The sequence below is a fragment of the Dankookia rubra genome, from assembly GCF_004355005.1.
Lineage (GTDB): Bacteria > Pseudomonadota > Alphaproteobacteria > Acetobacterales > Acetobacteraceae > Paracraurococcus > Paracraurococcus ruber_A.
The window spans coordinates 163,012-176,899 of record NZ_SMSJ01000005.1; the positions used below are offsets into that span (position 1 = coordinate 163,012).

At 72.2% G+C, this 13,888-nt stretch carries 12 protein-coding genes; 5 read left to right on the plus strand and 7 right to left on the minus strand.

Annotated features, from left to right (window positions below; translation table 11 throughout):
* Positions 1–66 precede the first annotated feature (66 nt).
* The 3 genes from E2C06_RS06560 to E2C06_RS06570 are packed head-to-tail and all read left to right on the plus strand — an operon-like array spanning position 67 to position 2,230.
* Entirely contained in the window at positions 67–465 is a 399-nt protein-coding gene (locus tag E2C06_RS06560) for a carboxymuconolactone decarboxylase family protein (RefSeq protein WP_133287784.1), read from the plus strand.
* Positions 465–1,439, plus strand: a complete 975-nt coding sequence (locus E2C06_RS06565) for an NAD(P)-dependent oxidoreductase (protein ID WP_133287785.1) — start codon at positions 465–467, stop codon at positions 1,437–1,439. The genes E2C06_RS06560 and E2C06_RS06565 overlap by 1 nt, the downstream gene beginning before the upstream one ends.
* Positions 1,436–2,230: an N-acyl homoserine lactonase family protein gene (locus tag E2C06_RS06570; protein ID WP_133287786.1), complete on the plus strand. Its 795-nt coding sequence runs from the start codon at positions 1,436–1,438 to the stop codon at positions 2,228–2,230. The genes E2C06_RS06565 and E2C06_RS06570 overlap by 4 nt, the downstream gene beginning before the upstream one ends.
* Before the next feature lie 148 nt (positions 2,231–2,378).
* Here E2C06_RS06570 and E2C06_RS06575 read toward each other — a convergent pair whose 3' ends face one another.
* Both E2C06_RS06575 and E2C06_RS06580 read right to left on the minus strand, forming a co-directional pair.
* Positions 2,379–2,705 carry a hypothetical protein gene (locus E2C06_RS06575; RefSeq protein ID WP_133287787.1) on the minus strand — a complete coding sequence of 109 codons (327 nt, stop codon included), beginning with the start codon at positions 2,703–2,705 and terminating at the stop codon, positions 2,379–2,381.
* Positions 2,706–2,715: 10 nt separating this feature from the next.
* Positions 2,716–3,684, minus strand: a complete 969-nt coding sequence (locus E2C06_RS06580) for a Bug family tripartite tricarboxylate transporter substrate binding protein (protein WP_133287788.1) — start codon at positions 3,682–3,684, stop codon at positions 2,716–2,718.
* Between the two features lie 142 nt (positions 3,685–3,826).
* Here E2C06_RS06580 and E2C06_RS06585 point away from each other — a divergent pair, with 142 nt between their 5' ends.
* Complete coding sequence (locus E2C06_RS06585) at positions 3,827–6,199, plus strand: xanthine dehydrogenase family protein molybdopterin-binding subunit (protein WP_133287789.1); 2,373 nt, start codon at positions 3,827–3,829, stop codon at positions 6,197–6,199.
* Positions 6,200–6,426: 227 nt separating this feature from the next.
* The gene (locus E2C06_RS06590; RefSeq protein WP_133287790.1) at positions 6,427–6,786 is read left to right on the plus strand and encodes a response regulator; all 360 of its coding nucleotides are present in this window, start codon (positions 6,427–6,429) and stop codon (positions 6,784–6,786) included.
* A gap of 109 nt (positions 6,787–6,895) precedes the next feature.
* On the opposite strand, the gene E2C06_RS06595 is transcribed toward E2C06_RS06590, so the two are convergent.
* The 5 genes from E2C06_RS06595 to E2C06_RS06615 form a co-directional block, all read right to left on the minus strand.
* Positions 6,896–10,273, minus strand: a complete 3,378-nt coding sequence (locus E2C06_RS06595; RefSeq protein ID WP_165982249.1) for a PAS domain S-box protein — start codon at positions 10,271–10,273, stop codon at positions 6,896–6,898.
* Between the two features lie 103 nt (positions 10,274–10,376).
* Entirely contained in the window at positions 10,377–11,711 is a 1,335-nt protein-coding gene (gene hemN, locus E2C06_RS06600) for an oxygen-independent coproporphyrinogen III oxidase (RefSeq protein ID WP_133287792.1), read from the minus strand.
* A 45-nt stretch (positions 11,712–11,756) separates the two neighbouring features.
* On the minus strand, positions 11,757–12,029 hold the full coding sequence (locus E2C06_RS06605) for a cupin domain-containing protein (protein WP_241671147.1): 273 nt from the start codon (positions 12,027–12,029) through the stop codon (positions 11,757–11,759).
* 59 nt (positions 12,030–12,088) lie between these two features.
* Entirely contained in the window at positions 12,089–13,555 is a 1,467-nt protein-coding gene (locus E2C06_RS06610) for an AtzE family amidohydrolase (RefSeq protein WP_133287793.1), read from the minus strand.
* Positions 13,552–13,743: an AtzG-like protein gene (locus E2C06_RS06615; RefSeq protein ID WP_165982250.1), complete on the minus strand. Its 192-nt coding sequence runs from the start codon at positions 13,741–13,743 to the stop codon at positions 13,552–13,554. The genes E2C06_RS06610 and E2C06_RS06615 overlap by 4 nt, the downstream gene beginning before the upstream one ends.
* Positions 13,744–13,888: the final 145 nt, after the last annotated feature.

Here is a 13,888-nt window from a genome sequence, read left to right on the forward strand (position 1 = left end):
GGGGCCGCCCGGTTGACCGGACGCCCCGCCCGCGCGAGCCTCCCGGCCTGAACGAGGAGGAACACCATGTCCGAAGACAGCGCCCTGTTCGACAAGGGCCTGCCGATCCGCCGCGAGGTGCTGGGCGCCGAATACGTCGATGCGTCGATGGCCAAGGCCGACGACTTCATGATGGCCTTCCAGCGCGCCACCACCACCATCGCCTGGGGCTGGGCCTGGGGCGACCCGACGCTGGACCGCAAGACCCGCAGCCTGCTGAACCTGGCGATGCTGACCGCGCTGAACCGCGCGCCGGAGATCAAGCTGCACGTCAAGGGCGCGCTGACCAACGGCGTGACGGTCGAGGAGATCAAGGCGACGCTGCTGCACGCGACGGCCTATTGCGGCATCCCCGCCGGGCTCGACGCCTTCAAGGCGGCGCATGAGGTGCTGGTGAAGGAAGGCGCCCTGCCGGGGACGAAGTGATGTCCGACATCAAGAACGGAGCGTCCGGTGACCGGAGCGCCGAAGGGCGCGGGGGTCTGAATCGGCCGCTGGATGCGGCGCGCATCCAAACAGTGGCCTTCATCGGCATCGGCAACATGGGCTGGCCGATGGCGGCCAACCTGGTGAAGGCCGGCTTCGAGGTCACCGTCTGCGACGCGCGGCCCGGCCATGCCGCCCGATTTGTCACCGAGGTCGGCGGCCACGCCGCGGCCGGGCCGGCGGAGGCGGCCAAGGGCGCGGACTGCGTCGTCACCATCGTCCCCACCAGCACGCAGGTGGCCGACGTCGCGGCGCTGATCGCCCCGGTGCTGTCGAAGGGCACGCTGGTCGTCGACATGACCAGCGGCCAGCCGGGCAAGACGCGGGAGATCGCCGCCGACCTCGCGGCACGGGGCGTCGCCATGGTCGACGCGCCGGTCTCGGGCGGCGTGCCGCGGGCGAAGACCGGCGACCTCGCCATCATGGTGGGCGGGGAGGATGCGGATCTCGACCGCGCCGACCCGGTGCTGCGCGCGATGGGCACCAGCATCCACCGCTGCGGCAGCATCGGCGCCGGCCAGGCGATGAAGGCGCTGAACAACCTAGTTTCCGCCGGCGGCTTCCTGATGGGGATCGAGGCGCTGCTGATCGGCCAGCGCTTCGGCCTGGATGCGGCGAAGATGGTGGACGTGCTGAACGCTTCCTCCGGCATGACCAACAGCAGCCAGAAGAAGTTCAAGCAGTATGTCCTATCCCGCCGCTTCGACGACGGCTTCGGGCTGGAGCTGATGGTCAAGGACCTCGGCATCGCGCTCGAGGTGGGGCGAGAGACGAATACGCCGACGCCCTTCTCGGCGCTGTGCCGGGAGCTCTGGGCGGCCTCGCTCACCGCGCTCGGGCCCGGCCACAACCACACCGCGTCGGCCCAGCTGTCCGAGAAGATGGCGGGCGAGATCTTGGGGGGCAACAAATGACCTGGGAAGCCTATGCCATCCGCTACGGCCGGCACGACCGGCCGGCGCAGTCCAACTTCCTGCTGCCGGTTGCCGACCCGCACGATGCCATGCCGCTCGACTACTTCGTCTGGCTGCTGCGCAATGCCGAGGGCCATGAGATCGTCGTCGACACGGGCTTCGACGCCGCCTGCGCCGAAAAGCGCGGCCGGACGCTGAACCGCAGCGTCGGCGACAGCCTGCGCGCCATGGATTGCGACCCGGCCCGGGTGCGGGACGTCGTCGTCACCCACCTGCACTACGACCATGCCGGCAGCATCGAGATCTTCTCGAATGCGAAGATCCATATCCAGGACCGGGAGATGGCCTTCGCCACGGGGCGGCACATGTGCACCGGCTGCATCCGGGTGCCCTTCGAGGCCGACCACGTCGTCTCGATGGTCCGGGCCCTGTTTGCCGACAAGGTGCAATTTCATGACGGCGAGGGGCAGGTCGCGCCCGGCGTCACCGTGCACCGCGTCGGCGGGCATTCGGACGGGTTGCAGGTGGTGCGGGTGGAAACGGCGCGCGGGCCGGTGGTCATCGCCTCCGACGCCATGCATTTCTACGCCAATGGCACCACCGGCAATCCCTTCCCGATCATCTTCGACCTGGGCGCCATGACCCAGGGCTGGCGGATCGCCAGGAAGCTGGCCGGCGGCGACGAGACCCGGGTGATCCCCGGCCATGACCCGGCGGTGCGCGACCGGTTCCAGCAGGTGCCGGGGCAGAACGGCGAGGTCGTCGCGCTGCACCTGCCGCCGGTCGGCTGACAAGGAATAGGCCGGGGCGAAGGTACTCTCCCCGGACCCCCCATCTGTTTCTGTGAGTCCGGCAGCCGCCGCGCGGCGAGTGCCGATTCCCAAGAAGGAAGGGTGGGGTTTGGGGAGGGAACACTTTTCCCTCCCCAATCTTTCCTGCCTACCAGGACAGCGCCACGGTGGTCAGCAGGAACCCCAGCAGGGCCAGCCCCATCGACAGCCCCGGCCAGTAGGGCCGCGCGCCCTGCTGCACCAGCAGCCAATTGGCGCCGAGCGAAAGCACGATTCCCGCTACCGGCTGGGTCCAGTGCATCTTCCAGAAGCCCCAGGCCAGCAGCACCAGCCAGAAGCCGAAGGCGGCGCGCCCAAGGATATGGAAGACGTTGTCGGCGACCGCCGCCTCCGGCCGCAGGCCGGGGGTGGAACAGCGCGCCTCGATGACGCCGGCGAGCGACAGCGCGATCAGCGCCAGGATGTAAGGCTGCATCGGCGGGGTTCTACTCGGCGCGGATATTGGCCGCCAGGATCACCTCCCGCGCCCGGCCGGCCTCCTCGCGGATCGTCGCCGCGGTATCCGCCGGCGTGCCGCCGATCGGCTCCAGCCCCAGCTCGGTCAGGCGTTTCCGGAAGGTATCGTCGGCCAGGATGCGGTTGGTCTCGCGGTTCAGCCTGACCACCACGCTCTCCGGCAGCGCGGCCGGGCCGGCCAGGTAGTTGAAGGCGAAGGAATCGAAGCCGGGGATGGTCTCGGCGATGGTCGGCAGGTCCGGCATCAGGCTGGATTTCCGCGCGCTGGCAACGGCCACCGCCCGCAGCGCGCCGCTCGCCCGGTGCTCGGTGAAGAGCAGCAGCGTGTCGATCAGGAAGGAGATGCGGCCGGCGATCAACTCGGCGATCGCCGGGCCGCTGCCGCGGAAGGGAACATGCGTGACGTCGATCCCGGCCTTCAGCTTCAATGTCTCCCCCGCGAGGTGCGAGGAGGCGCCGATGCCCGAGCTGCCGAAGCTCAGCTCCCCCGGTTTCGCCTTGGCCAGGGCGATCAGCTCCGGCACCGTCCGCACCGGAAGGGCGGGGTTCACCACCAGCAGGTTCGGCGCCCGCACGAGGCTAACGATCGGGGTGAAGTCGCGCTCGGCGTCATAGGGCAGGCCGCGCATGAGATAGGGATTGACGATCTGCGGCCCCGGCGTGCCGTAGAGGAAGGTGGTGCCGTCCGGCCGCGCCTTGGCCACCGCATCGGCGCCGATGGTGGCCCCCGCCCCTGGCCGGTTCTCGACCACCACCGGCTGCCCCAGCGCCGGCGCCAGCCGCTCCGCCACCAGCCGTGCCAGCAGATCGGAGGCGCCGCCGGGCGCGAAGGGCACGATCAGGCGGATCGGCCGGGTCGGCCAGTCCTCGGCCCGTGCCTGGCCCGCCGCCAGCAGCCCGGCCGCACCCCACAAAGCACTGCGTCTTCCGAGGCTCATCCGCGTTCCTTCCCCAGGCCTTTGCGGCCAAGCCTTCCGAAGGCGGAAGTGCCTGTCAATCGCACCGGGCCGGGGTCGCCCCCTGGACAAAGCTGGCCTAGGCTCGACATCAAGCCCCGATCAACATCGCCGAAAGAGACCCATGCCCGACAGCAACATGCCGGACCTGTCCCGCCTTAAGTTCGGTGTCGGCCAGGCGGTGCCTCGGCAGGAAGACCCGATCCTGCTGCAGGGGCGCGGCCGCTACACCGATGACATCAGCCTGCCCGGCGAGCTCTACGCCGTCATGGTCCGCAGCCCTTATGCGCATGGCGTCATCAAGGGGATCGAGACCGCGGCGGCGAAGGAGACCCCCGGCGTCCTCGGCGTCTTCACCGGCGCCGACCTCGAAGGCCATGGCTATGGCGCCATGCGCTGCGTCCTGCCGCTGAAGAACGCCGACGGCTCGCCGCTGAAGAACATCGAGCGCCCATCTCTGGCCATGGACAAGGTCCGCTTCGTCGGCGACCCCGTCGCCTTCGTGGTGGCCGAGACGAAGCAGGCGGCACGCGACGGGGCCGAGGCGGTCTTCGTCGACATCGACGTTCTGCCGGCGGTGACCGAGGCCTCGGCCGCGGCGGCGGCCGATGCGCCGCAGCTCTACGACCACCTGCCGGGCAACCTCTGCCTCGACTTCCACCATGGCGATACCGAGAAGGTGGCGGCCGCCTTCGCCGCCGCCGCGCATGTGACCAAGCTGTCCATCCGCAACAACCGCGTCGTGGTCTGTGCGATGGAGCCGCGCAGCGCCATCGGCGAGTTCGACGCCGAGACCGGCCGCTATATCCTGCATGTCGGCAGCCAGGGCGTCTTCGGCCTGAAGGGCCAGATGGCCAACGACGTGCTGAAGGTGCCGCCGGAGAAGGTGCGGATCCTGACCGGCAATGTCGGCGGCAGCTTCGGGATGAAGGCCAGCGCCTATCCGGAATACCTTTGCCTGCTGCATGCGGCGAAGGTCCTGGGCAAGCCGGTGAAGTGGACCGACGAGCGGACCGGCAGCTTCCTGTCCGACAGCCATGGCCGCGACCATGAGGTCGATGCCGAGCTGGCGCTCGACGCGAATGGCCGCGCGCTCGCCGTCCGGCTGACCGCCTATGCCAATATGGGCGGCTACCTCGCCACCGTCGCGCCGCTGATGGGCACCGGCAATTTCGTCAAGAACGTTCAGTCCAACTACGCGACGCCCCTGATCGAGGTGAACACCAAGTGCCTCGTCACCAACACCACCCCGGTCTCGGCGTACCGGGGCGCCGGGCGGCCGGAGGGCAACTACTTCTTCGAGCGCCTGCTGGAGCAGGCGGCGAAGGAGACCGGGCGCAGCGCGATCGAGCTGCGGCGGATCAACCACATCCGGCCCGACGCCTTCCCCTTCAAGGCCTCGACCGGCAGCGTCTACGATAGCGGCGACTTCTCCGCGGTTCTCGACCAGGCGCTGAAGGCGGCGGACTGGGACGGCTTCGCGGCGCGCAAGGCCGAGAGCAAGGCGCGCGGCAAGCTGCGGGGACGGGGGATCGGCAACTTCCTCGAATGCACGGCACCGCCGATGAAGGAGCAGGGCGAGATCCGCTTCGAGGAGGACGGTACCGTCACCATCATCACCGGCACCCTCGACTACGGCCAGGGCCACTGGAGCCCCTTCGCCCAGGTGCTGCACACCCATCTCGGCGTGCCCTTCGAGAGCATCCGCCTGGTCCAGGGCGACAGCGACCTGCTCATCGCCGGCGGTGGCACCGGCGGCTCCAAGTCGCTGATGGCCTCGGGCGCGGCGATCGTCGAGGCGGCGCAGCTGGTCATCGAGAAGGGCCGCACCGCCGCGGCGCACATGCTGGAAGCCGCGGTCGCCGATATCGAGTTCGACCGGGACGGCAAGGGGTTGGGCCGCTTCACCATCGCCGGCACCGACCGCAGCATCGGCATCATGGAGCTTGCGCAGCGCATCCGCACCGCCAACAATCCCCCGCCCGACCTGCCGACCAGCCTCGACGTCAGGCACGTCTTCGGGGAAGCGCCGCAGGCCTATCCCAATGGCTGCCATGTCTGCGAGGTCGAGGTCGAGCCGGAGACCGGCCACACCGAGGTGGTGCGCTACATGTCGGTCAACGACTTCGGCGTCATCGTCAACCCGCTGATGGTCGCGGGACAGGCGCATGGCGGCATTGTCCAGGGCATCGGCCAGGCGCTGATGGAACGCGTCGCCTATTCCGAGGAAGGCCAGCTGCTGTCGGGCAGCTACCAGGACTACTGCCTGCCGCGGGCGGGGGACCTGCCGGATTTCGGCTTCGTCAGCCATCCCTCGCCTTGCACCACCAACCCGCTCGGTGCCAAGGGCTGCGGCGAGGCCGGCTGCGCGGGATCGCTGCCCGCAGTGATGAACGCCCTGGTCGATGCGCTCTCCGAGTTCGGGATCAACCATATCGACATGCCGGCGACCCCTGAGATCGTCTGGCGGGCGATATCCGAAGCGAAGGCGGCGTGACCCCGGGAAGTGTCGCCGAGAGGGCATTCGGACCCTTCCCGGCGCCCGATTCTCTCCGAACCGTGAGTCGCGCCAACCTTTTGCGCGTGTAAACGATTTCGTCAGCCGTGGCACGGTTGCAGAACCGGGCAGTGGTCGCGGGCGGCGGCAACCGTATGGCCGATATGATACCATCGGCCGTGCGAGTCTTCGTCGCGATGCGATGCAGGCCCAGGAGGAGTAAAAGCATGACAAGGCTCACGGGACGCCGGGTTCTCGTCGTAGAGGACGAGGCGCTGGTCGCCATGCTCGTCGAGGACGCGCTCCTCGACGCCGGGGCGGCCGTGCTCGGGCCGGCCGCCACCGTTTCCGAGGCCTTGCTGCTGCTGGACCGGGAGAACCCGGATGTCGCGGTGCTCGACCTGAACCTGGCCGGCGAAACCTCGACTCCCGTGGCCGATGTACTGGCGAAGCGCGGCGTGCCCTTCGTGGTCGCCACCGGCTATGGGGCGGAAGGCCTGCCGCCCAGCCACGCGCATGTGCCGGTGCTGGCCAAACCCTACGACCCGGACGACCTGACCGCGGCGCTCGGCCGGCTCTGCAATTGAACCGAGGTCGCCGGGCTCATGCCCGGTGCAGGGAGCCCGGCCTGTGCCGGCCGCCGGCGCGGCGCTGGCGTCCGAGGCGCACGAAGGTGTAACCCACGTGCGCCTGGCATCAGCCCGCGGCCACCGCCCAGGCCACCGTCTCCGGCAGCCAGAGCGTCACCACCGTGCCCAGGCCGGGCGTGCTCTCGATCCGCAGCGCGCCGCCCGATTGCGCGGCGAAGCCATGCGCCATCGACAGGCCCAACCCGCTTCCCTGTCCCACGTCCTTGGTGGTGAAGAAGGGCTCGGCGGCGCGGGCCAGGGTGTCGGCATCCATCCCCTCCCCCGAATCGGCGACCCGAATCCGCACATAGGATCCGGGCGCCAATCCCTGCGGGTTCGACCGGGCGACCGCCTCGGGCGCCGCTTGCAGCCGCAGCGTGCCGCCTTCCGGCATGGCGTCCCGGCCGTTCAGCGCCAGGTTGAACAGCACCATTTCCAGCTGCATTCGGTCCGCCCGCACCGGGGGCAGGTCGGGCGCGGCCTCGATCTCCAGCCGGATGCCAGCGCCGAGCGGCCCGTGCAGCAGCGTCGCCAGGCCCTGCAGCACGTCCGGCAGAGCGACCGGTCCGGCCTGCAGCTGATCCTGCCGGGCGAAGGCCAGCATGCGCCGGGTCAGGTCGGCACCGCGCCCGGCGGCCTGCAGCGCCACCTTGGCATAGCGTTCGACCCGTTCGGGCTTGCCGGCGCTGCCGGCCACCAATTGCAGCGCCCCGGTCAGCACCTGCAGCAGGTTGTTGAAGTCGTGCGCCACGCCGCCGGCGATGCGGCCCAGGGCTTCCAGCTTTTGCGCCTCGCGCAGCCGCGTCTCGGCCCGATTCCGCTCGGTCACGTCGAGCAGGACCGAATAGCTGTAGGCGAAGCCGCCAACCGGATCGTGCTCCGCCCGGGCCCGCACCAGCACGTCCACCACCTCGCCGTCGGCGCGGCGCATGCGGTACTCGACCTCGCGCACCTCGTCGCCGGTGCGCCGCAGTTCCTCGACCGCCGCATCCCAGCGGGCGGCGCTCTCGGGCAGCATGAACTCCCCGGTCCGGCGGCCCAGCACCTCCTCCCGCCGGTAGCCGAGGAAGGCCAGCCACTCGCCGCTCACCCGGATCAGCCGGCCATCGGCATCGACCGAATGGAAGGCGGCCGGGGTGCGGTCGTAGATCCGGCGCAGCTCGCGCTCGCGCGCCGCCAGCTCGGCGGTCCGTTCCGCCACCGCCCGTTCCAGCCCCGCCTTGTCCTGCAGCAGCGTTGCCTCGGCCCGCTTGCGGTCGGTCAGGTCGAGGATGAAGGCGATGGTATCCTCGCGCGGCTCCCCGACCAGGGCGAAGCCGACCAGCACCGGGACGCGGCTGCCGTCGGGGCGCTGGTACTCCTTTTCATAAGGCGTGCAGACGCCCTTCTCCCGCGCCTCGGCGATGCCGGCGGCATCGGCCGGCAGCCATTCCGGCGGGGTCAGACTGTCCCAGCGCAGCGTCCCCGCCTCCAGCGCCGCGCGGTCCGCGCCGGCCAGACGCAGCAGGGCGTCGTTGGCATCCAGGATCCGGCCATGGACGTCGCCGCGCAGCACGCCGATCGGATTGGCCTCGAGCATGGCGCGCAGCTCGGCCTCGCGCACCCGGGCCTCGGTGATGTCGCGGTTCACCCCCAGCATGCGGACCGGAAAGCCCGCGGCGTCCCGCATGACCCGGCCGGTCACCGACAGCCACCGCTCGGCCGCGTCCGCGGCCCGGATGATGCGGAATTCCGCCGCCAGCGTCCCGCCCTCTGCGCCCAGCGCCGCCTCCGTCGCCGCTTGCAGCGCGGGGCGGTCGGCCGGGTGCACCAGGGCGAACCAGTGCTCCATGTCGGGCGGCGGCAAGGCGGGGTCCAGGCCGAACAGCGCATATTGCCGCTCCGACCAGACCTGCCGCCCGCTGGCGATGTCGAGGTCCCAGCTGCCGATCCCGCCCGCCTCCTGCGCCAGGCGCAGCCGCGCCTCGCCTTCCCGCAGAGCATCCTCGGCGGCGCGGCGGCCGGTAACGTCGCGCACCGCGCCGATCGCCCGGAGCGGCTGGCCGGCCGCGTCGGTGAGGACCTCGCCGCGGTCGTGCAGCCAGCGGGTGCGGCCATCCGGCAGCAGGATGCGATACTCCAGCGCATAGGGTCCGGCCTCGGCCAGGATGCGGCGGATGCGCTCGCGCAGCCGCGGCCGGTCCCCGGGGTGCAGCCGGGCCAGCCAGTGCTCGTGATGCGCGGCCCAGGTCTGCTCGCCCTCCGGCAGCGCCGCGCCGTGCAGGGCGGCATACTCCCGGGTGGCGCGGCCGGTATCGGTCTGGATGTCCCATTCATAGGCGCCGATCTGCCCGGCCCGCTGCGCCAGGCGCAGCCGCTGCTCGCTCTCCTGCAGCGCCGATTCGGACCTGCGGCAATCGCCAAGCAGGCCGTCGAAGGCGCGCGCCAGGGTCACCGCCTCGGCGAAGCGGCTGCCGGCCGGCAGCGCATCGCGGCCGCCCTCCCGCTGCTGGCGCGCCGCAGCCTCGGCCAGTCGGTGCAGCGGCAGCGCCAGCCAGGCGGCAGCAAACCAGCCGAGCAGGGCGGCGAGGGCCGAGGCGGCGAGGCCATAAAGCAGGATGTCGCGCTGCAGCGCGGTCGCCGGCGCCAGGGCGAGCGCCGCCGGGCGGCGCGCCAGCACCCGCCAGCCGAGGCCAGGATAGTCACCCCACCCGTGCGTCGGCTGCACCGCGGCGAGATAGGGGCCGCCATCCGGGAAGTCCATCGGCGCGCGCAGGACCGCCGCCGGGTCCAGCTGCCGGCCGAGCAGCGCGCCGGGCCCCAGCAGCACCTGCCCGTCGCGCGAGAGGATGAGGATCTCCGGCTCCCCCGGCCGCGGGGAGCCGACCACCGCCGCCGCCCAGCGCCAGTCGAGATGCGCGGCGACCACGCCGACCAGCCTGCCATCCTCCGTCCGCACCGGCGCCGCCAGGTCGACCAGGCGGAGCGGCGTCGGGTCGCCGGGCCGGCTGGCCAGCATCGAGGCCTCGTGCACGTCCTCGGCCACCGGGCCGCGCATGGCGGCGCGCAGGAAGGGCCGGGCCGAGGCGTCCTGGCCCTCCAGCGCCCGCCGGCTGTCGACCACCACATGCCCGTCGGGGCCGACGAAGGCGACCAGGGCATAGTCGGCATAGGTATCGTGCACGTGGCGCAGGATCTCGCGCCGAAGCTCCGGCGCGGTATCCGGGTCGCGCATCAGCGGCAGGCGGGTGGCAAGCTGCACGTCCCGCCAGCGCGCCGCCATGTCGCTGTCCAGCCTTTCGGCGAAGCGCCCCGCGGCGGTGTCCAGCATGGCGAATTGGTTCGCCTCGATTCGGCGCAGGGCAGCATTGCCGGCCAGCAGGCTGGTGGCCAGCGCGGCGAGCAGGGCGATGCCGCCGAAGGCGGCGGCCAGGATGAGGCGAAGGGGTGGGTGCGGCAGCGCCATCACTGGTGCAGGTGGAAAGCGCTTGTATCCGCCGCGGACTCGTTGCGGCGTCACATGGGCGTGACCCTCCATGGCCGTTCGGTGGACCGCCGGCGGCGCCCATTCACACCGCCGCGCTGTGCCGGCCGGCGCCGGTGCCGAGATAGGCGTCGAAGCAGGCCGCCACGTGCCGGACATGCCGCCGCCCGGCATCGGTGACCCGCAGCAGGTCGGGCGTCAGGTCGAGCAGGCCGTCCGCTTCGAGCGCGGCCAGAGCCGGCCGGACCTCGGCCACCAGCGCCGGCGGCAGGGCGGCCAGATCGAGCGCGAAGTCGCACATCACCCGCTCGATGCAATGCCGGCGGAGCCGGTCCTCGGCGGTCACCGCGCGGCCGCGGCGGATCGGCAGCGTGCCGGCCTCGACCGCGGCCACCCAGCGGCGCTCGTTCGGCTCATTCTGGGCATAGCCCGCGGCCTCGATCCCGCCGATCGAGGAGGTGCCCATGCCGAGCAGCACCGGCGCGGCATCCGTGGTGTAGCCCTGGAAGTTCCGCCGCAGCGCGCCCCCGCGGGCAGCGGCCGCGATCGGGTCCTCCGGCCGGGCGAAGTGGTCGAGGCCGATCGCCTCGTAGCCCGCGGCGACCAGCACCTGCTCCGCCGTCTCGGCCTGCCGCAGGCGCTCAAGCGCACCGGGCAGGTCTTCCGTATGGATGGCGTTCTGGTGCGGCTTCATCCAGGGGACATGCGCATAGCCGAAGACCGCCACCCGGTCGGCGCCGAGTTGCGCCGCGAAGCGCGCGGTGGCGGCGACCTGGGCGCCGGTCTGGCCGGGCAGGCCATACATCAGGTCGAGGTTGATGCCCCGGATGCCCGCGGCGCGCAGCCAGCCGATCCCGCGGGCGACGGTCTCCTGCGGCTGGGTGCGGCCGATGCGGCGCTGCACCGCGGGGTCGATGTCCTGCACGCCGAAGCTGGCGCGGGTGATGCCGCCCTCGGCCAGGGCGGCGACGATCTCCTCGTCCAGCACGCGGGGGTCGAGCTCGATCGCCAACTCGGCATCGGGACGGATGCCGAAGGTGCCGCGCAGCCCGGCCAACAGCGTCCGCAGCCCGGCCGCTCCCAGCGTGCTGGGCGTGCCGCCGCCGAGATGGATCGCGGCGACCCCGGCATGCGCCGGCAGCGCCGCCTGCAGCAGCGCAGCCTCCCGCAGCAGGGCGGCGCCGTAGCGGGCGATGCGGCCCTCGTTCCGGGTCACCGTGGTGTGGCAGCCGCAATACCAGCAGAGCGAGGCGCAATAGGGGATGTGCAGGTAGAGGCTGAGCGGGTGCTCCGGCCGGATGCCGGCGAGCCAGCCGCGATACTCCGCATCGCCCAGCGGGCCGAAATGCGGCGCGGTGGGATAGGAAGTGTAGCGCGGGAGATTGGCCAGCGCGTAGCCGATGGGGATGGGCTTGCTCATGCCGGCGATGCTGGCCCGGCCGGGCGCGTGCTGCCTTGCGCGGGATCAAGCGGGCGGGAGGTGCACCGCGAACCACAGCGTCTCCCCCGCCGGATCGGTCCAGGCGACCCGGTGGCGGCAATGCGCCGGGATCACCGCCCAGTCGCCCGGCGCCAGCGACCGTTCGGTCCCATCGGCGAAGCCGAGCCGGGCGGCGCCGCGCAGGAGCAGCACGAACTCGTCCTCCGCCTGATCATACCAGGCGCCCTCCGGGTCAACCTGGCCGCGGGAGGCGATGCGCACCACCCGCGCCCCGCCGCCGGCCAGCAGCTCGGACAAGGCCTCGCCGCCGGCCGGGGCCGCCGGGCCCGCCGTGATCCGGCCGAAGCGAGGCGCGCTCAGGCGGCCTCGGCGAAGGCGGGCGCGACCGGGGCGGCGCAGACCCCCGCCGCTTCCAGCGCCGCGGCGGCGCGGAACAGCAGCGCCTCGGACCAGGGCCGGCCGATCAGCTGCACCCCGATCGGCAGCGCGCCCTCGGCCCGCGGCACCGGGGCGGTGACCACCGGCAGGCCGATGCCGCTGATCGGCTGGGTGAAGAGGCCCATCGAGGGCCTGAGCGGCACCTGCACCCCGTCCAGCGCCAGCATCTCCTGGCCGATCGGCGTCGCCGGCACCGGCGTCGCGGGGGCCAGCAGGATGTCCCAGTCGGCCATCAGCGCGCGCATGCCGTCGCGCGCCAGGCCGCGCACCCGCTGGGCATGGTTGACCCAGGCCGCCGGCAGCAGCGCGCCGGCCAGCAGCCGGTCCTGGGTCAGCGGCTCGTAGTCCGCGTACTGCTTGCGCAGCGTCGGCAGGTGCAGCGCGGCGCCTTCGGATGAGGTGATCAGGAAGGCCGCGGCGCGGGAGGCCTCGGCCATGTCCCATTCCACCACCTGCGTCGCGCCGAGCGCGGCGGCCACAGCCGCGACGGCCTCGCGCGCCGCGGCCGATTGCTGCCGGCCGAACCAGCCGCCGAGCACCGCCATGCGCAGCCCGGCCAGTCCGCGGCCGAGGCCGGGTGTCGCCGGCTCCGGCGGCTGCGGCGCCTGCGCCGGGTCCGCCGGGTCAAGGCCCTGCAGCGCGTCGTAGGCCGCGGCCAGGTCGCCGACGCTGCGGGCGAAGGGGCCGACATGGTCCAGCGAGTAGACGAAGGGGAAGGAGCCATGCCGCGACAGCCGGCCATAGGTCGGCTTCAGCCCCCATACGCCGTTCAGCGAGGCCGGCACCCGGATCGAGCCGTTGGTGTCGGTGCCGAGGCTGATCGGGACCAGCCCGGCCGCCACCGCGGCGCCCGAGCCGCCGGAGGAGCCGCCGGCGATCCGGGTGGTGTCGTGCGGGTTCCGCGCCGGCCCGTCATGGCTGTTCTCCGTGGTGAAGCCATAGGCGAACTCGTCCATGTTCAGCGCGCCGACGCAGATGGCGCCGGCGGCTTCCAACTGCCGCACCAGGAAGGCGTCCCGCGTGGCGGGCGGCGCGCCGCGGCGGATCCTGCTGCCGGCCAGGGTCGGCAGGCCCGCCAGGTCGAACAGGTTCTTCGCCGCGAAGGGCACCCCGGCCAGCGGCCCGACCTCCTCCCCGGCCGCGATGCGCGCATCGACGGCAGCCGCATCGGCCGATGCCCGCTCCGCAAGCACGGCGGTGAAGGCGTTGACGGCGGGGTTGCGGGCGGCGATGCGGGCCAGCGCGGTCTCGGTCACCGCCAGGGCCGTGGTCTCGCCGCTGCGGATGCGGGCAGCGGTGTCGAGGGCAGGGTTGCCCAGGTCCCGGCGCGACCGGTCCAGCCCTTCGCCACTGGCTACGGTTTTCCGCCCATCGGACGCACTCATGGCCGGAAGACCGGTGCCGGCTCGGAGGTCGGCTCAAGCGGGACCGCGAAGGCCGGTGCGGCGATCCGCACCACCAGCGCGAGCGCCGCGGCGACCCGGGCCTGCCGCTCGGCATCCAGCACCAGCCCCACGGCGGGGGCGACGGCCGCCACATGGGCGGCTGGGTCGAAGCGATCGGGGTCTAACATCGGCGGGCCTCCTCGGGCAGGTCGCATCCTTCCATGCCGGAATCATGCCGCCCAGGCTTGCGCGCCTTTTCGCGACGGCTCTCGCAGCGGTGATGGCGCCGATCCGGCCCCAGGGCGTTTCGCGCCGGGCAGTGATACGGGGGTA

Excerpts from the sequence above, each read along its gene's own strand:
- E2C06_RS06560 (WP_133287784.1), top strand. The coding sequence starts at position 67 with ATGTCCGAAGACAGCGCCCTGTTCGACAAGGGCCTGCCGATCCGCCGC.
- E2C06_RS06565 (WP_133287785.1), top strand. The coding sequence starts at position 465 with ATGTCCGACATCAAGAACGGAGCGTCCGGTGACCGGAGCGCCGAAGGG.
- E2C06_RS06570 (WP_133287786.1), top strand. The coding sequence starts at position 1,436 with ATGACCTGGGAAGCCTATGCCATCCGCTACGGCCGGCACGACCGGCCG.
- E2C06_RS06575 (WP_133287787.1), bottom strand. The coding sequence starts at position 2,705 with ATGCAGCCTTACATCCTGGCGCTGATCGCGCTGTCGCTCGCCGGCGTC.
- E2C06_RS06580 (WP_133287788.1), bottom strand. The coding sequence starts at position 3,684 with ATGAGCCTCGGAAGACGCAGTGCTTTGTGGGGTGCGGCCGGGCTGCTG.
- E2C06_RS06585 (WP_133287789.1), top strand. The coding sequence starts at position 3,827 with ATGCCCGACAGCAACATGCCGGACCTGTCCCGCCTTAAGTTCGGTGTC.
- E2C06_RS06590 (WP_133287790.1), top strand. The coding sequence starts at position 6,427 with ATGACAAGGCTCACGGGACGCCGGGTTCTCGTCGTAGAGGACGAGGCG.
- E2C06_RS06595 (WP_165982249.1), bottom strand. The coding sequence starts at position 10,273 with ATGGCGCTGCCGCACCCACCCCTTCGCCTCATCCTGGCCGCCGCCTTC.
- hemN (WP_133287792.1), bottom strand. The coding sequence starts at position 11,711 with ATGAGCAAGCCCATCCCCATCGGCTACGCGCTGGCCAATCTCCCGCGC.
- E2C06_RS06610 (WP_133287793.1), bottom strand. The coding sequence starts at position 13,555 with ATGAGTGCGTCCGATGGGCGGAAAACCGTAGCCAGTGGCGAAGGGCTG.
- E2C06_RS06615 (WP_165982250.1), bottom strand. The coding sequence starts at position 13,743 with ATGTTAGACCCCGATCGCTTCGACCCAGCCGCCCATGTGGCGGCCGTC.